The 16,807-nt window shown below is 61.3% G+C and carries 14 protein-coding genes; 7 read left to right on the top strand and 7 right to left on the bottom strand.

Annotated elements, in window-relative coordinates; genetic code table 11:
* Position 1 precedes the first annotated feature (1 nt).
* Positions 2–1,000: a class I SAM-dependent methyltransferase gene (locus C0058_RS27245; RefSeq protein WP_102369895.1), complete on the bottom strand. Its 999-nt coding sequence runs from the start codon at positions 998–1,000 to the stop codon at positions 2–4.
* Positions 1,001–1,030: 30 nt separating this feature from the next.
* A complete protein-coding gene (locus tag C0058_RS27240; RefSeq protein WP_003216168.1) occupies positions 1,031–1,996 on the bottom strand; it encodes a 2-hydroxyacid dehydrogenase in 966 nt (321 codons plus the stop codon).
* An 84-nt stretch (positions 1,997–2,080) separates the two neighbouring features.
* Between C0058_RS27240 and C0058_RS27235 the strand changes: the two genes are divergently transcribed.
* The 5 genes from C0058_RS27235 to C0058_RS27210 all read left to right on the top strand — a co-directional run bounded on the left by C0058_RS27235 (position 2,081) and on the right by C0058_RS27210 (position 11,167).
* Positions 2,081–2,713 (top strand): LysE family translocator, encoded by a 633-nt coding sequence (locus tag C0058_RS27235; RefSeq protein ID WP_102369894.1) that lies wholly within the window; start codon positions 2,081–2,083, stop codon positions 2,711–2,713.
* A 131-nt stretch (positions 2,714–2,844) separates the two neighbouring features.
* Positions 2,845–4,527, top strand: a complete 1,683-nt coding sequence (locus C0058_RS27230; protein WP_102369893.1) for a fatty acid--CoA ligase — start codon at positions 2,845–2,847, stop codon at positions 4,525–4,527.
* Positions 4,528–4,857: 330 nt separating this feature from the next.
* Entirely contained in the window at positions 4,858–6,720 is a 1,863-nt protein-coding gene (locus tag C0058_RS27225) for a DUF1302 domain-containing protein (protein ID WP_063027189.1), read from the top strand.
* A gap of 43 nt (positions 6,721–6,763) precedes the next feature.
* On the top strand, positions 6,764–8,128 hold the full coding sequence (locus tag C0058_RS27220; RefSeq protein WP_003216172.1) for a DUF1329 domain-containing protein: 1,365 nt from the start codon (positions 6,764–6,766) through the stop codon (positions 8,126–8,128).
* 309 nt (positions 8,129–8,437) lie between these two features.
* A complete protein-coding gene (locus C0058_RS27210; RefSeq protein WP_102369891.1) occupies positions 8,438–11,167 on the top strand; it encodes a LuxR C-terminal-related transcriptional regulator in 2,730 nt (909 codons plus the stop codon).
* A gap of 9 nt (positions 11,168–11,176) precedes the next feature.
* Here C0058_RS27210 and C0058_RS27205 read toward each other — a convergent pair whose 3' ends face one another.
* From C0058_RS27205 to C0058_RS27185, 5 genes are read right to left on the bottom strand one after another with little or no spacing between them, the layout of a single operon-like run.
* Positions 11,177–11,521, bottom strand: coding sequence for a hypothetical protein (locus tag C0058_RS27205; RefSeq protein ID WP_102369890.1), 345 nt, complete (start codon positions 11,519–11,521; stop codon positions 11,177–11,179).
* Between the two features lie 23 nt (positions 11,522–11,544).
* Positions 11,545–12,099 carry a membrane integrity-associated transporter subunit PqiC gene (locus C0058_RS27200; RefSeq protein ID WP_008434246.1) on the bottom strand — a complete coding sequence of 185 codons (555 nt, stop codon included), beginning with the start codon at positions 12,097–12,099 and terminating at the stop codon, positions 11,545–11,547.
* A gap of 17 nt (positions 12,100–12,116) precedes the next feature.
* Positions 12,117–13,772 carry an intermembrane transport protein PqiB gene (locus tag C0058_RS27195; protein WP_003216179.1) on the bottom strand — a complete coding sequence of 552 codons (1,656 nt, stop codon included), beginning with the start codon at positions 13,770–13,772 and terminating at the stop codon, positions 12,117–12,119.
* Entirely contained in the window at positions 13,753–14,397 is a 645-nt protein-coding gene (locus C0058_RS27190) for a paraquat-inducible protein A (protein ID WP_003216181.1), read from the bottom strand. Before C0058_RS27190 ends, C0058_RS27195 begins: the two co-directional genes overlap by 20 nt.
* Positions 14,394–14,990: a paraquat-inducible protein A gene (locus C0058_RS27185; protein ID WP_008434242.1), complete on the bottom strand. Its 597-nt coding sequence runs from the start codon at positions 14,988–14,990 to the stop codon at positions 14,394–14,396. The genes C0058_RS27190 and C0058_RS27185 overlap by 4 nt, the downstream gene beginning before the upstream one ends.
* 179 nt (positions 14,991–15,169) lie before the next feature.
* On the opposite strand from C0058_RS27185, the gene C0058_RS27180 reads away from it, so the two are divergent.
* Positions 15,170–15,814, top strand: coding sequence for an MBL fold metallo-hydrolase (locus tag C0058_RS27180; protein ID WP_003216184.1), 645 nt, complete (start codon positions 15,170–15,172; stop codon positions 15,812–15,814).
* 218 nt (positions 15,815–16,032) lie between these two features.
* On the top strand, positions 16,033–16,803 hold the full coding sequence (locus tag C0058_RS27175; protein WP_032899265.1) for an OmpA family protein: 771 nt from the start codon (positions 16,033–16,035) through the stop codon (positions 16,801–16,803).
* Positions 16,804–16,807: the final 4 nt, after the last annotated feature.

Below are 16,807 nucleotides of genomic sequence, written 5' to 3'. Positions count from 1 at the left end.
CTCAGCCGCGCTTGGCACGGTAAATGCGAAAACCCTGACCTTCTGCCTTGATTGCGCACACGCCAAGATGCTCTTCGATCAGCGGCTGATACTTCAGGAAACTGTTCGCAACCAAGCGAAGTTCGCCGCCTTTTGCCAGATGTTTGGCCGCTTTTCGTAGCAGGTTCTCGGTGGCGAAATAATCGGTGTGCACCCCGACGTGGAACGGCGGGTTGCTCAGAATCGCGTTCAGATTCATCGGAGCAGCGTCGATGCCATCACCGGTCAACACCTCGGCTTCCAGGCCATTGGCCGCCAATGTCAGGCGACTGCTGGCAGCGGCAAAGGCATCCACGTCGAGCATTGTCACCGTGTTATGCGGGTAGCGACGCTTGACCGCTGCCCCGAGCACACCCGCGCCACAACCGAAATCCAGCAAGTGACCGCTCGGCAACTTGTCCAGATGCTCCAGCAGCAATGCGGTACCGCGATCCAGCCGACCGTGGCTGAACACGCCCGGCAGGCTCACCACCTTGAGCGGGCCCTCAGCCAGCGGCACCTCGAACACCTGCGCCAGGCTCTCCAGTTCTAACGGCTCGGGGGCGTTGGCCACCGTCACCAGCCACAACTGGCAGTGCCGCGCGTTGTCGAGCTTGCGCGGCTTGCCGAACGGATTCAGTTGCTTGGCCGCGCTTTCGATGCCGCCTTTCTTCTCCCCCACCAGGTACAACTCCTTGCCGGGCAAACGCGCCGCCACGGCATTGAGCAGGTAGTCGGTGAGGTCCTTGGACTTGGGCAGGAACACCACCGCGGTCTCGAACGAACGCTCGGGCACGTTCACACCGAACTGGCTGCGCTCGGCAAAACGTGCGTCCAGTGCGGCCTGGTCGCCGGCGTGCCAGCTCCAGCCATGGGCATTGGGCAGGCGGCCCAGCAGGTCGTCGGCGGGCAAGCCCACCAGCAGCACGTCGCCTTGAAAAAGTTCGGCCTGGCGAAGCAGTACTTCACTGCGCGGATCCATGGTCTGCTCCTTGAAAAGGGGCGCAGTTTATCAACTGACGACACGCAGCGGGGCGCCGCTGAAAAAGCCCTGAGCGTTTTCGATCAATTGGCCGACGATCCGCTGCCGGGCTTCGCGGCTGCCCCAGGCGTTGTGCGGGGTGACGATCAAGCGCGGGATGTCGCCGGCCAGCAACGGGTTGCCGTTCACCGGCGGTTCCACGCTCAATACATCGGTCGCCGCGCCGCCCAGGTGCCCACTGCGCAAGGCATCGGCCAGGGCCTGTTCGTTGATCAAGCCACCACGGGCGGTGTTGACGATAAACGCGCCGGGCTTGAGCAAGGCGAGTTCACGGGCACCGATAAAGTCGCGGGTGTGTTCGTTGAGCGGGCAGTGCAGGGTCAGCGCGTCGACCTGCGCCAGCAACTCATCCAGCGGCACGCGATCGGCGCGGGCCGGGCGGCCTGGAATCGCACCCAGGATCACGCGCATGCCAAAGGCTTCAGCCAGGCGCGCAACGGCACCGCCCAATTCACCATGGCCCAGCAGCCCGAGGGTTTTGCCTTCCAGTTCGACGATCGGGTAGTCCAGCAGGCAGAACTGCTTGGCTTGTTGCCAGTGCCCCGCCTGCACATCCCGTTGATAGTCGTTCAGGCGCGTCGCCAGGTTCAGCAGCAGCATGATCGTATGCTGCGCCACCGATGGCGTGCCGTAACCCTGGCAATTGCTCACGGTAACGCCGTGGGCGCGGGCGGCGGCGAGGTCGACGTTGTTGGTGCCGGTGGCGGTCACCAGGATCAGCTTCAGCTCGGGGCAGGCCGCCAGGGTCTCGGCATTCAGCGCGATTTTGTTGCTGATCGCCACCTGCGCGCCTTGCAGGCGTTCGATAATGTTTTCGGGTGTGGTCTGCTGGTGCAGGCTCAGTTCGCTGAAGAGTGCCTGCAACCCGCTGAGGTCCAGGTCCCCGAGGTCCAGGGAAGGGTGATCAAGGAAGACGGCGCGGCGATTGTTCGTCATCAACTGTACCTTTTGCGGCGGGATTCGAAGGCGTAATCTGCCGAGCCTATCAGATGAAATAATCAGTTACTTCCTGGAGTGTGCATGTACCTCACCGAGTTCTTGACCGTGGCACTGATTCACCTGTTGGCGGTGGCCAGCCCTGGCCCGGATTTCGCCGTGGTGGTACGTGAAAGCGTGACCCATGGCCGACGGGCCGGCACCTGGACGGCGTTGGGCGTCGGTTCGGCGATTTTCCTGCACGTGGGGTATTCGCTGCTGGGCATCGGCTTGATCGTGTCCCAGTCCATCGTGCTGTTCAATGCGCTGAAATGGGCGGCGGCGGCCTACCTGCTGTACATCGGCTTCAAGGCCCTGCGCGCCCAGCCGGCCAAGCCTGCCAGTGAAGAAGACCTGCACCTGGAAGCGGGCGAGCGCACTGCCCGTGGTGCGTTTACCTCAGGGTTTGTCACCAACGGCTTGAACCCCAAGGCCACGCTGTTCTTCCTGTCGCTGTTCACCGTGGTGATCAATCCCCACACGCCGTTGGCGGTCCAGGCCGGTTACGGCGTGTACCTGGCCGTGGCGACCGCGATCTGGTTTTGCCTGGTGGCCATGCTGTTCAGCCAGCAACTCGTACGCGCCGGTTTTGCACGCATGGGCCACTGGTTCGACCGCACCATGGGCGCGGTGCTGATTGCCATCGGTGTGAAGCTGGCCTTTACCAGCATGAAATAAGCCGGATGCTGGCTCAAAGCTAGCATTCATTGGGTTCTGCAAATCATTCCTTTGGCTGATTTGGCTGAAACATAAGCGCTCTAAAGTGCAGATGTTTCAGCCAAGACCGTGCAGTCAGATAAGGGATTCGTATGTTGCAGACTCGTGTTATCCCGCCCGCCGAAGGCGCCTACCAATACCCGCTGTTGATCAAACGCCTGTTGATGTCCGGGACACGCTACGAGAAGACCCGGGAAATCGTCTACCGCGACCAGTTGCGCTACACCTATCCGACGCTGATCGAGCGCGTCGCCCGCCTGGCCAATGTGCTGACCGAGGCCGGGGTCAAGGCCGGTGATACCGTGGCCGTGATGGACTGGGACAGCCACCGCTACCTGGAATGCATGTTTGCCATTCCGATGATTGGTGCGGTGATCCACACCATCAACGTGCGCCTGTCCCCGGAACAGATTCTGTACACCATGAACCACGCCGAGGACCGCTTTGTGCTGGTCAACAGCGAGTTCGTGGGGCTCTACCAGGCCATCGCCAGCCACCTCACCACCGTCGACAAAACCCTGCTGCTCACCGACGGTGCGGACAAAACCGCCGAGCTGCCCAACCTCGTGGGTGAGTACGAAACGTTGCTGGCGGCGGCGAGCCCCCGCTATGACTTCGAGGATTTCGACGAAAACTCCGTCGCCACCACCTTCTACACCACCGGCACCACGGGCAATCCCAAGGGCGTGTACTTCACCCACCGCCAACTGGTGCTGCACACCATGGGCGTGGCGACCATCATGGGCAGCGTCGACAGCGTGCGGCTGTTGGGCACCAACGACGTCTACATGCCGATCACTCCGATGTTCCACGTGCACGCCTGGGGCCTGCCGTATGTGGCGACCATGCTCGGCCTGAAGCAGGTTTATCCAGGCCGCTACGACCCCGAATTCCTGGTGGAGCTGTGGCGCAAGGAGAAGGTCACCTTCTCCCATTGTGTGCCGACCATCCTGCAAATGGTGCTCAACGCCAAGGCCGGCCAGGGCGTGGATTTCGGCGGCTGGAAAATCGTCATCGGTGGCAGCGCCCTCAATCGCTCACTGTATGAAGCCTCCAAGGCCCGCGGGATCCAACTGACAGCGGCGTACGGCATGTCCGAGACCGGGCCGCTGGTGTCCTGCGCCCATCTCAATGAAGAACTGATGGCCGGCACCGAAGACGAACGCACCACCTACCGCATCAAGGCCGGCGTGCCCGGCCCATTGGTGGAAGCGGCGATCATCGACGGCGAGGGCAACTTCCTGCCCGCCGACGGTGAATCCCAGGGCGAGCTGGTGCTGCGCGCGCCATGGCTCAGCGAAGGCTATTTCAACGAGCCGCAGAAGGGCGCCGAGTTGTGGGCCGGCGGCTGGATGCACACCGGCGATGTGGCCACCCTCGATGCCTTCGGCGTGATCGATATTCGCGACCGCATCAAGGACGTGATCAAGACCGGCGGCGAGTGGATCTCCTCGCTGGCCCTTGAGGACCTGGTCAGCCGTCACCCGGCGGTACGCGAAGTAGCGGTGGTGGGGATTGCCGACCCGCAGTGGGGCGAGCGCCCGTTTGCGTTGCTGGTGGTGCGTGATGGCCATGTGATAGGGGCCAAAGAGCTGAAGGAACATCTCAAGCCGTTTGTGGAATTGGGCCACCTGAGCAAGTGGGCGATTCCAAGCCAAATCGCCGTTGTTACGGAAATTCCCAAGACCAGCGTCGGCAAGCTCGACAAAAAACGTATCCGTGTCGACATCATCGAATGGCAGGCCAACAACAGCACCTTCCTCTCCACCCTCTGACGCTGCTTGCCGTGCCCTCGCGGGCACGGCAGCGCTCTAGTCCAAGCCTTCACTTGTGATTTGCCAATTTTCAGCCATCCTTGCCGCGCTGGCTATCGCCGGCATGGCGAAAGGGTTGTGGCAGACGGGTTGGTGATGCAAATCACACTTTAGAGGGATCAAGCGCTACCCCCTGCTGGCTATAGTCCATCCCAGAGTTTTTCAAGGTGCGGTGCTGTGAACCTGGCGGGTTCATCTGTTCGCCCGGCATTGGAATCGTTGTATTCCGGCCGTTACAAGCCCTTAGAAACGACTCACTGCCATAACAATAATGCACATGGAGTAGCGTCGATGATCTCAGCACACCAGTTCTGGCGCCGGGCAAAACTGCCTTTGGCCGTCAGCCTCGCCTCTACGCTCGCCGGGCCCGCATTCGGCGTCAGTTTCAACATCGGTGAAATCGAAGGCAGCTTTGACTCGTCCCTGTCGGTCGGAGCCAGTTGGTCGACTGCGGGCCGCAACAAGGACCTGATCGGTGCCAACAACGGTGGCAGGGGGTTGTCGCAAACCTCGGATGACGGTCACCTGAACTTCGACAAGGGCGATTCCTTCTCGAAGATCTTCAAAGGCATTCATGACCTTGAGTTGAAATACGGCGACACCGGCGTGTTTGTCCGGGGCAAGTACTGGTATGACTTCAAGCTTAAAGACGACGACCTCGATTTCAAGAACATCAGCGACAACAACCGCCCAACAGGCGCCCGATCTTCCGGCGGGCAGATTCTCGACGCCTTCGTCTACCACAACTACTCGATTGGTGATGAACCGGGTTCCGTACGGTTGGGCAAGCAGGTAGTGAGCTGGGGTGAGAGCACGTTCATTGGTGGCGGTATCAACGCCATCAACCCGATCGACGTGGCTGCATTCCGTCGTCCGGGAGCCGAGATCAAGGAGGGCCTGATTCCGGTCAACATGTTCTACCTGTCGCAAACGCTGACCGACAACCTGTCGGCTGAAGGCTTCTATCAGATCGGTTGGGACAAGACCGTGACCGATAACTGCGGCACGTTTTTCTCGCAGCCCGACATCATTACCACCGGCTGTAACGATAATTTGCGGGTGTTGAACAAGCGTTCCACGATCAACCCGGCCGCTTTGCCGAGCTTGGCCGCCTTGGGCGTCGACGTTAATGACGAGGGCGTCCTGGTGCGCCGCGGTCCGAACCGTAACGCACGTGACGGCGGCCAATACGGCGTCGCAATGCACTACAACTTTGAGCCGCTGGACACCGAGTTCGGCGCCTACTACATGAACTACCACAGCCGTGCGCCGATTTTCAGTGCAACTGGCGCGCCTCAGTCGGTCTACGACAGAGCCAGGCCTTTGGGTCAGGCAGCTGCACTGGTGGTGGCGGGCAACTCGCAATACTTCGTTGAGTATCCGGAAGACATCCACCTCTTTGGCTTGAGTTTCTCCACCACGTTGCCTACCGGCACGGCATGGAGCGGCGAGTTGAGCTACCGGCCCAACGCGCCTGTGCAGTTGAACTCCACCGACATCCTGTTTGCCGGCGTTCGCCCTCTGGGCTTCCCGGTGCTCAAGGATGCTTCGTTGTTAAGCGGTGTACCAGGCCAGGATTTGCATGGTTATCGCCGTAAGGAAATCACTCAACTCCAAACCACGTTCACCCACTTCTTTGACCAGGTCATGGGCGCCAGCCGCCTGACGCTGGTGGGCGAAGTCGGTATGACCTATGTCGGCGGGTTGGAGAGCAAGTCCAAGGTTCGCTATGGCCGTGATCCGGTGTTTGGCCCGGGTACCCTGCCTAACGGCGCGTGTGCGGCATTGAACAACTCTACCGCCCAAGGTGCTGGCCTTCCCAATGCCAACGGCCTGAACACCAGTTGCAACAACGACGGCTTCACTACTGCAACTTCGTGGGGCTACCGTGGCCGTGCGATCTGGGAATACCCGGATGTGTTTGCCGGCGTCAACCTCAAACCCAACGTGGCCTGGTCCCATGACGTTAAGGGTTACTCGCCTGGCCCTGGCGGTAACTTCGAGGAAGGCCGCAAGGCGATCAGCCTCGGGCTGGACGCCGAGTACCAGAACACTTACACCGCGAGCCTGGCCTACACCAACTTCTTTGGTGGCGACTACAGCACCGTGGACGACCGCGACTTTGTCGCCTTGAGCGTCGGCGTGAACTTCTAAGCACACTCTCTTTAAGCAGTATGTTTTAAGGAAGAACCAGAACATGAAAATAACTAAAAATCTGTTGCAGGTGGGTGTGCTGGGGCTGTCGATCATGGCGGGTAGCGTCATGGCGGCGGTCTCGGCGGATGAAGCCGCCAAGCTCGGCACGACCCTGACCCCGATGGGCGCCGAAATGGCCGGTAACGCGGCCGGCACCATCCCTAAATGGTCGCCGCTGCCAACCAACGCCGGTGCCGTGGATGCCCGTGGCTTCCTCGCCAACCCATACGCCAACGAACAACCGCAATTCACCATCACCGCGCAGAACGTCGAGCAGTACAAGGACAAGCTGGCGCCGGGGCAGTACGCGATGTTCAAGCGCTACCCCGACACCTTCAAGATGCCGGTCTACCCGACCCATCGCGGCGCCACGGTGCCAGCTGATGTGTTCGCCGCCATCAAGAAAAACGCCACCAGCACCAACCTGGTGTCCGGCGGCAACGGCCTGGAAAACTTTGAAACCGCCGTACCGTTCCCGATTCCGAAAAGCGGCGTTGAAGTGATCTGGAACCACATCACCCGCTATCGCGGCGGCAGCGTGACCCGCCTGGTGACCCAGGCCACGCCGCAAACCAACGGCTCGTTCAGCCTGGTGTATTTCCGTGATCAGTTCGTGTTCCGCGACAAGATGAAGGACTACGACCCGAAAAACCCGGGCAACATCCTGTTCTACTTCAAGCAGCAAGTGACTGCGCCGGCACGTCTGGCCGGTGGTGTGCTGCTGGTGCACGAAACCCTCGACCAGGTGAAAGAGCCGCGTTCGGCGTGGGTCTACAACGCCGGCCAGCGTCGAGTGCGCCGGGCACCGCAAGTGTCGTATGACGGCCCGGGTACCGCCGCCGACGGCCTGCGTACCTCCGACAACCTCGACATGTTCAACGGTGCACCGGACCGCTACGACTGGAAACTGGAAGGCAAGAAGGAACTGTACATCGCCGAAAACAGCTACAAACTCGACGATCCGAAGCTCAAGTATGTCGACATCATCAAGGCCGGCCACATCAACCAGGACCTGGCGCGCTACGAGCTGCGCCGCGTGTGGCATGTGGTTGCAACCCTGAAGGAAGGCCAGCGCCATATCTACGCCAAGCGTGACTTCTTCATCGACGAAGACACTTGGCAAGCCGCGGTCATCGACCACTACGACGGTCGTGGCCAGCTGTGGCGCGTGGCGGAAGCCCATGCCGAGAACTACTACGACAAGCAAGTGCCGTGGTACGCCCTCGAAACCCTCTACGACCTGCAGTCCGGCCGCTACCTGGCACTGGGCATGAAGAACGAAGAGAAACAGGCCTATGACTTCGGTTTCACCGCCACCACCAGCGACTTCACCCCGGCGGCTCTGCGCCAGGATGGTGTTCGCTAACTTGCTGTAAACGAGGCCGCATCCTCGAAGAAGCCCCGACTGGTTCGGGGCTTTTTTTTGCGCGACCACTGTGGCGAGGGAGCTTGCTCCCGCAGGGATGCGTAGCAGCCACAAAAACGGGAGCGCTGCGCACTCCAGCGGGAGCAAGCTCCCTCGCCACAGAGTGTCGGTCGTTACAGAAGAAGTCCGGATATTTTTTGTTGTAGTCTTTTTCAGACAAATGTTGCAAAGATCTACAAAGCTGCCGCTTTTACCGCTAGTCTGCGGACATCTGCAATGCCGACAACAGCCTTCTACAAGAGCCCGGCGATGACTGATCTGTCCCGAATTCAAGGGCCTGCCAGCGCGGTGATTCCGACCCTGGAAGGGCGCTTCTATCGACCCCCACTGCCTGACGGCTACGTGTTGCGACCGCGCCTGTGCGAACGGCTGAGTGAAGGGTTGGCCGGGCGTCTGTTGCTGGTCAGCGCCCCGGCCGGGTTCGGCAAGAGTTCGCTGGCGGTGGAGTTCTGCCAGAGCCTGCCGGCCCACTGGCAAAGCCTGTGGTTGGGGCTAAGTCCCCGGGACAACGACCCGGGACGTTTTCTTGAACGCCTGCTCGACGGCTTGCAGCAATACTTCCCGCAGTTGGGCGCCCAATCCCTGGGCCTGCTGAAAATGCGCCAGCGTCACCAACCCTTCGCCTTTGAAGAATGGCTCGACGGCCTGCTGGATGAACTGACGGTGCACCTGTCGACCCAGGCGCCGCTGTTGCTGGTGCTGGATGACTACCATCTGGCCCAGGGCCCGGTACTCGACCGCTGCCTGCAATTTTTCCTCAATCACCTGCCCGACGGCCTGCTGGTGCTGGTCACCAGCCGCCAGCGTCCCGACTGGCACCTGGCCCGACTGCGCCTGTCCCGGCATTTGCTGGAACTGCACGAGCAGGACCTGCGCCTGACTCACGGCGAATCCCTGGCGCTGCTGGATCGCCACAGCAGTTCATTGCGTGGTGAAGCCCTGGATAACCTGATCCGGCGCAGCGAAGGCTGGGTGGCCGGCCTGCGTTTCTGGCTGCTGGCGGCTTCCGAGGCCGGCAGCGAAGGTACGCTGCCCCAGGGTTTGCACGGCGGGGAAGGGCTGATCCGCGATTACCTGCTCGAAGAGGTCATCGACTGCCTGCCCTCGGAAGTCCAGGCGTTCCTCTACGACACCGCGTCCCAGGAGCGCTTTTGCAGCGAGCTGTGCGACGCCGTGCGCGAGGCCCACGACAGCACGGAAATCCTGCGCTACCTGCAAGCCCACCAGGTATTCCTGGTGCCGCTGGACGAGCAGGGCCATTGGTACCGTTATCACCATCTGTTTTCCGACCTGCTGCGCACCCGGCGCGCGAGCAATGCCGTGTTGCCGGCAGCCAGCCTGCACCTGCGGGCCTGCCGCTGGTTCAATGCCCAGGGCTTGATCGACGAGGCAGTGGAGCAGGCGCTGCGTGCGGGTCACCTGGATGTGGCGGCAAACCTGGTGCAGAACCTGTCCGAAGAGCAACTGCTGGCGGAGCAGAATGTCGGCATGCTGCTGCGCTGGAAAATGGACTTGCCCGACAGTTTGCTGATGAGTACGCCACGCCTGATCGTGCTCTACAGCTGGGCGTTGGGCCTGGCCTGCCAGCTGGATGCGGCGCAGGAACTGGCCAGCCACCTCAGCCGTTTTTTACCGGCCCCGTCGGCCACCGCGCAAAAGTCGATGCTGGCGCAATGGCTGGCCCTCAGCGGGATTATTGCCCGGGGCCGTGGTGATCGTGAGCTGACCCAGTCGTATTGCAGCGAGGCCCTGGAAAGCCTGCCGCACAAACGCTATGGCCAGCGGTTGATGTGCCTGTCGACCCTGTCCAACCTGGCCATTGTCGACGCCGACCTGTGGCGCGCCCGCGGCCTGAACCGCGAATCCCTGGAGTTGGCGCAGCGGGTCGGCAATCCATTGTTTGAAGCGCTGGCCCATTACGACCGAGCGCGTGTACTGCAGGCCCGTGGCGAGATCCTGCGGTCGCTGGATGAGGTGCGCCAGGGCCTGCAACGTTTGCAAGGCCTGGCGCCGCAACGCCTGTACGCAGTGCGCGCGCGCCTGGCGTTGTACGAAGGCTATTTGCTGCTGATGCGCTGCCAGCCTGAAGCCGGGCTCGCTCGGCTGCGTGCCGGGTTGACGGAGGCGCGAGCCTGTCGGGATATCAGCGTGTTGATCGGCCACTGTGTGATCGCCAGCTTCGAAGGTCGCCGTGGCGACTTCTCCGTGGCCTTTGCCGAATTGGCCGAGGCCGAGCGCTTGATGCATATCTGGGACGTGCCGCCGATTTTCTATCTGGCGATGATCACCCTGGTCAAATGCGAGCTATGGCTGGCTCAGGGGCGCACCGACCTGGCCGATGCCTGGCTGACGCGGCTGGGGCAAACCTACAACGGTGAACAGGCCGCTGCCGCACCGGAGTTCCACCCGCACCTGCCGCAACATATCGAGTTGCAACAGGCGGCACTCGACGCCATCCGTCATCAGCCGGCGGCTTCACTGCAACGGCTCGATGAACTGGCACGCCAGGCCCATAACAGCGGCCGGCAGATGATCAGCCTGATGGCGCTGACCCAGCAGGCACTGTTACTGCTGGACGGTGGCCAGGAAGCCCAGGCCCGCCCGGTGTTTGCCCGCGCGCTTGAAGCGGCTGCCGGTGGCGCGATGCAACCTTTCCAGCGCCTGTTGGAACGCTATCCCGAGTGGACGCGGGAGCAGCTTTCCCGGGATCCCCATGGACTGATGAACCAGGGCCTGCTGGCACTCTTGCCGGATGTTGCAGTAGTTGAAACCCCACACACACTGGAGACCCTGAGCACCCGTGAACTGGCGGTGCTGCACCTGATCGCACAGGGTTGTTCAAACCAGGAGATCAGCAATCAGCTGTTTATCTCCCTGCACACCGTGAAAACCCACGCCAGCCATATCAACAGCAAGCTCGGGGTGGAGCGGCGCACACAGGCGGTGGCGCGGGCGCAGGAGATGGGATTGCTGGGGTAGAAACCTGGATCAATGGGATCGAAAGCCCCAGACGATTTCCACCACGCGGGCTGCCACCAGTACATAGATCAGGATAAGCAGCAGCTGAAGGACCAGGTGATAACGCAGCTTGGCGAGCCGGCGGATGCCATCGCTCACATTCAGCACCATCAGCAAGCTTGAAACGACGATCAAGCCCCACCCGGCCACGCTTGACGCCAGGATGCCGAGGAACAGCTGATGTTTCCCGGCCAGTGCGTTGGTGCCCGCAGCAAACAACAGCGCGCATACCAGCAGGTTCTTCACATTGTCGAAGACCTGGGTGCTGAAGTCATTCTCCAGCAGTTGTTGATACCACTTCCAGAATGTGCGCATGGCTCGATCCCCTGGATCAATGTTTACCGCACGGCGGGGCACTCACTCGATGACTTGTCGGCGGCCTGGCTGAGCAGCGCGGCAAACCGCTTGACGTTGTTTTGCTGCGCGATCACCAGGTCGTCAATGGTCGGGCCGGATGGCGACTGCACCACCGTGCGACACGTCAGCGGCGTGCGTTCGTCCGTGCCCGTCTGGCGAAGCCGCCATTTGACGTCGAGCAGGGCGTACTGCCCGGGGATCGAGTCAAAGCGCTGGACCTCAATGCGCACCGCCAGGTTTTTCCGGCTGCTGGCGAGTTGATCCACCAGCGCGCTGCGCAACTCATCCACCAGGCTGGCAGCCCACCATTGCGTCTCGAGAATGGCCACGCCGCTGTCACCCTGGCGGATGACAATCTGTGGCCTGTCGACCTGTGGCGGGACCGTGATGCTTTCAATCCGGATCTCGCCCCCCGCGGCCAATGACGCATTGCTGCGCTGCACCGGCGTCAGGGTATGAAATTGAATGGGCTCACTGCGGCACGCCGTCAGCAGCAGCAACCCGGTGAGCAGCGTGATCTTCAGCGGCAAAGCCATGGTGGTTGCTCCTGTGGTCATTTGCGCGGTGGCCCTTGCAGGTCGGAGGGCGCGGCGTTGTCGGGGCGACCGCGAATCAGCGATTCGGGATGGCGTGCCAGGTAGTCCGACAGCTCTCGCAGGGAGCGCGACATGCGGCTCAGTTCGTCCAGGGTCTGGGTCAACTGTTCCCGTTGCGGCGAATCCTCGGCCAGGGTCGAACTGGCGGATTGCAGGGTTTTACTCACGTCGGCCAGCGTGTTTTGCACCCCCGGCAGTGTCTTGGCGTTGAACTGGCCGAGACCCTTGCGCAGTTCCACCAGGCTGCCGTCGAGGTTGCCGGCAATTCGCTCGATCGGCAGCTGGTTGATCTTGTTGACGATGCCTTCGAGTTTTTCCTGCAGTTGTTCCAGGTTGCCGGGGATGGTCGGAATACTGACGGGGCGCAGGTTCGGGTCAAACACGACTTTGTCGGCCTTGGGGAAGAAGTCCAGGGCGATATACAGCTGGCCAGTGAGCAGGTTGCCGCTGCGGGCCTGGGCGCGCAGGCCGTGTTCGATGAAGCTGCCTATCAGGCGCACACCGCCGGCTTCGTCGTTGGGGTCATGCTTCAAGACCGTGAGCATTTTGGTGTTGGCTTCGCCGAGGCGCTGCGGGTAGATCACGATGCCGACGTTGACCGGGAAGCTGCGTTTTTTCTCGTCGAAATCCAGGTTGATCGACACCACTTTGCCGAATTCGATACCCAGGAATTCCACTGGCGCACCCACCGTAAGCCCGCGCAAGGCCTGGTCGAACCGCAGGTTCAGGTATTGCGCCTTGCCATTGGGCGGGGCCAGCGCGGTTTGCTGGTCGGCGAACAGTTCGTAGGAGTGTTCTTCGTCTGCCGGCTTGTCGTTTGGGCTGTAGGGCGGGGCGAGGAAGGCGATGCCGCCCACCAGCATGGACGACAAGGATTCGGTTTTCAGCGCAAACCCGTTGGCGCCGACACTCACATCAATCCCGCTGGCGTTCCAGAACCGGGTGTTCTCGGTGACGTAGGCGTCATTGGGTGCATGCACGAACACGTCGATGTTCACGCCCTTGCCGTCAGCGTCCAGGGCATAGGCCACCACCTGGCCAACGGGAATCTTGCGGTAGTACACGGGGGAGCCGATATCCAGCGAACCCAGGTCCTGGGTGTGCAGCGTGAAGCGCTTGCCCGGTTCGCCATAGGTAATGGGCGGCGGGTTTTCCAGGCCGGTGAACCGGTTGGCGCGAGTATCGGACTGGCCGATATCGGCGCCGATGTAATCCCCGGAGAGCAGCGTGTCGATACCGGAAACGCCGCCGGCACCGATACGTGGGCGCACCACCCAGAACTGCGAGTCTTCACGGGTGAAGCTTTCAGCCTGCTTGGACAGTTTGATCGTGGCGTTGACGCTTTTCTGATCGTCGCTCAACTCCACATCAGTCACCTGGCCGATCACCACGTTGCGGTATTTCACGTCGGTCTTGTTGGCGGTCAGGCCGCTGCCGGTCTTGAAGGTAATGGTAATGCTCGGCCCTTGCTGAAGGATGCTGTGCACCACCAGCGAAATGCCCACCAGCACCGCGACAATCGGCACGATCCACACCAGCGAGACGCTGAAGCGCCGCGTCTTGATCGCAGGCGAGCCCGCAGGCTGCGGTTTGTCAGTGGTTTGCGACGCCATCCGGCATCTCCTCGTTGTGTGGGTTTTCCCAGATCAGGCGCGGGTCGAAACTCATTGCCGAGAGCATGGTGAAAACCACCACCAGGCCAAAGAACAGAATGCCCAGGCGCGGCTCGATGGTGCCCAGGGCCTGGAACCGCACCAGGGCGGCCACCAAGGCCACCACGATCACATCCAGCATCGACCAGTAGCCAATCACTTCGACGAAGCGAAACAGCTTCGAGCGCTCCTTGCGCGCCCACTGGTTATTGCGCTGCACGGTGACCAGCAGCAACGTCAATGCGACGAACTTGATACCCGGCACCGCGATGCTGGCGATGAAAATGATCAGGGCGATGTCCCAGGCGCCGTGCTGCCAGAACTCCAGCACGCCGCTCATGATGGTGCTGTCGGCGCCCGAGCCGAGCATCGAGGTGTTCATCACCGGCAGTAAGTTGGCGGGCACGTAAAACGCCAGCGCCGTCAGCATATAGGCCCAGGTACGGGTCAGCGAATGGACCTTGCGCCGGTGCAGCGGCGCGCCGCAACGCTCGCATTCGTCGGGCGCGGTGCTGACGTCGCAAGCCTGGCCGCAGCTGTGGCACAGGCACAGGTTCAGCTCGCTGGCGGTCGGTGGACGGCTCATAAAATGTCCCACAGGTCGCGAATATCACGCCCGGCAATGCGGATCAGCAACAGGCTGAGGGCGGCCAGGGCAAACAGGCCGGTGCCGGGCAACACATCCAGCATGCCGGCGAGTTTGAACACCGCCACCATGGCGCCCAGCAGGCAGACTTCGAGCATGCTCCAGGGCCGAAGCGCTTCGAGCCAGCGCATGCACAGCTTGAACGCCGGCGAGCGTTGGCCCTTCATCGCAAAGCCCAGCACCCAGATCAACAGCAGCAACTGGAACACCGGCGCGATGATGATGGAAATCGCCGCCACCAGCGCGATGAAGGTGATCGGGCCCTGGGCCAGTGCGACCACCGAATCCCATAACGTGGCGCTGCTTTTCAGGCCTTGCAGGCTGATGCTCATCACCGGGTAGAAGTTGGCGAAAATCCACAGCACGGTGGCGGTCAGGGTCAGGGCCAGGCGTTGTTCCACCGACAGCCCGTTATAACGCTGGAGTACGCCTGCGCAGCGGGTGCAAAGGGTCTTCTGATGTTTGGCGAGCGCGACTTTTTCGTACACGCAATCGCAGTGTTCGCAGATGATCAATGGGCTGAGGGTCGCCATAAGTCCCACTCCATGCGCTATACGTTGCGCGTTGTATGACTGGCGCCAGAGTAGCTTAGCAGTTGCCGGGTTTGACAGCCGTGCGCTCGCGAGCGCTTTCGGATCGGGTGCAGGGTCGAACATACTGTGCGCCGGAATGCAGTACAAAAGAGTGTGCCTTTGAATTTGCAGGAATACCCATGAATATTCAGTCTCCCGCGCTGATCCGCGAAACGTTCCCGGTAGGCCCGTTGCAGTGCAACTGCACGATCATCGGCGACCCCGTCACCAAAAAAGCCATCGTCGTCGACCCGGGCGGCAACCATGAGCTGATCCTGGCGCGCCTCGATGCGCTGGGCCTGAAAGTGGTCAGCATTATTCACACCCACGCCCATCTCGATCACTTCCTGGCCTCCGGGCAGTTGAAGGAAAAAACCGGCGCTACCCTGCACCTGCACAAGGAAGACCAGTTTCTGTGGGACAACCTGGAAATGCAGTGCCAGATGTTCCGCGTGCCTTACACGCCAGTGCCGTCGCCGGATCGTTGGCTGGAGGATGAAGAAGAGCTGGCCTGTGGTTGCGGGGTTGCCTTGCATACACCTGGACACACACCCGGCTCGATGAGTTTCTGGTTCGCCGATGCGAAGTTGCTGATTGCCGGCGATACCCTGTTTCGGCGCGGCGTGGGCCGTACGGATTTGTGGGGCGGTGACCAGGCGACCATCGTGCGCTCGATCAAGCAACGGCTCTACACTCTGGATGAAGCGGCGGTGGTGGTGACAGGGCACGGTCCGGATACGCGCCTGGGAGATGAAATGCGTGAGAATCCGTTTGTCCGCGCGTGAAGGAAAATGTGGGTAGTTTTTCGGATACCAAGTGGCAACTATCAGACGAAACATATAGAGAAAATGACAATTACCGTTCAGGAAGTCTCTGCTAGGGTTTGAGTGTGGCCGGGCTTGTGTGGAGATGGAATTTTTACCGTTTGTCGTGTTCCAAGCTCGGCACAGGTCCAATGCCAATGTCCTCTGCATCACCGAATGCAAAAGTAGGAGCTTCCTTCATGTTCACTTCTCGTCGTCTGCTTGTTGTTGCTACTGCCGTAGCCCTGTTGTCGGGCTGCGCTTCACCTAATCCTTATGACGGCAGCCAGGCACAGGGTGGTGGCTCTTCCGGTGTGAGCAATACCGCCAAGTATGGTGGCCTGGGCGCCCTGGCTGGTGCGTTGGCGGGTGCAGCCATCGACCACAACAACCGCGGCAAGGGTGCGCTGATCGGCGCTGCCGTCGCCGGTATCGGTGGTGCGGGCTACGGCTACTACGCCGACCAGCAGGAAAAGAAACTGCGCGCCAGCATGGCCAACACCGGTGTCGAAGTGCAGCGCCAGGGCGACCAGATCAAGCTGATCATGCCGGGTAACATCACCTTCGCCACCAACTCGGATGCGATCTCCAGCAGCTTCTACACGCCGCTGAACAACCTGGCGAACTCGCTGAAGCAGTTCAACCAGAACACCATCCAGATCGTTGGCTACACCGACAGCACCGGCAGCCGTCAGCTCAACATGGACCTGTCCCAGCGTCGTGCGCAGAGCGTGGCCAATTACCTGACCTCCCAAGGTGTCAGCCCGACCAACCTGAGTGCCCGCGGTGCCGGCCCGGATAACCCGATCGCCAGCAACGCCGATGTCAATGGCCGTGCCCAGAACCGTCGTGTGGAGGTCAACCTGGGCCCGATCCCTGGCCAGCAGTACGGTCAGCCGGCCGCCCAGCAGCAACAGGCGCCGCAGCAGAACAACCAGTTCCAGGGCAACCCGTACCAGCAGTACCAGTAATCTG

This window comes from Pseudomonas sp. NC02 (assembly GCF_002874965.1).
Classification (GTDB): domain Bacteria; phylum Pseudomonadota; class Gammaproteobacteria; order Pseudomonadales; family Pseudomonadaceae; genus Aquipseudomonas.
The sequence above is the reverse complement of the archived record's forward strand: the minus strand, read 5'-3'. Positions and strand labels throughout refer to the sequence as shown.

Excerpts from the sequence above, each read along its gene's own strand:
- C0058_RS27195 (WP_003216179.1), bottom strand. The coding sequence starts at position 13,772 with ATGGCGTCGCAAACCACTGACAAACCGCAGCCTGCGGGCTCGCCTGCG.
- C0058_RS27210 (WP_102369891.1), top strand. The coding sequence starts at position 8,438 with ATGACTGATCTGTCCCGAATTCAAGGGCCTGCCAGCGCGGTGATTCCG.
- C0058_RS27230 (WP_102369893.1), top strand. The coding sequence starts at position 2,845 with ATGTTGCAGACTCGTGTTATCCCGCCCGCCGAAGGCGCCTACCAATAC.
- C0058_RS27220 (WP_003216172.1), top strand. The coding sequence starts at position 6,764 with ATGAAAATAACTAAAAATCTGTTGCAGGTGGGTGTGCTGGGGCTGTCG.
- C0058_RS27245 (WP_102369895.1), bottom strand. The coding sequence starts at position 1,000 with ATGGATCCGCGCAGTGAAGTACTGCTTCGCCAGGCCGAACTTTTTCAA.
- C0058_RS27235 (WP_102369894.1), top strand. The coding sequence starts at position 2,081 with ATGTACCTCACCGAGTTCTTGACCGTGGCACTGATTCACCTGTTGGCG.
- C0058_RS27225 (WP_063027189.1), top strand. The coding sequence starts at position 4,858 with ATGATCTCAGCACACCAGTTCTGGCGCCGGGCAAAACTGCCTTTGGCC.
- C0058_RS27175 (WP_032899265.1), top strand. The coding sequence starts at position 16,033 with ATGTTCACTTCTCGTCGTCTGCTTGTTGTTGCTACTGCCGTAGCCCTG.
- C0058_RS27205 (WP_102369890.1), bottom strand. The coding sequence starts at position 11,521 with ATGCGCACATTCTGGAAGTGGTATCAACAACTGCTGGAGAATGACTTC.
- C0058_RS27240 (WP_003216168.1), bottom strand. The coding sequence starts at position 1,996 with ATGACGAACAATCGCCGCGCCGTCTTCCTTGATCACCCTTCCCTGGAC.
- C0058_RS27190 (WP_003216181.1), bottom strand. The coding sequence starts at position 14,397 with ATGAGCCGTCCACCGACCGCCAGCGAGCTGAACCTGTGCCTGTGCCAC.
- C0058_RS27185 (WP_008434242.1), bottom strand. The coding sequence starts at position 14,990 with ATGGCGACCCTCAGCCCATTGATCATCTGCGAACACTGCGATTGCGTG.
- C0058_RS27200 (WP_008434246.1), bottom strand. The coding sequence starts at position 12,099 with ATGGCTTTGCCGCTGAAGATCACGCTGCTCACCGGGTTGCTGCTGCTG.
- C0058_RS27180 (WP_003216184.1), top strand. The coding sequence starts at position 15,170 with ATGAATATTCAGTCTCCCGCGCTGATCCGCGAAACGTTCCCGGTAGGC.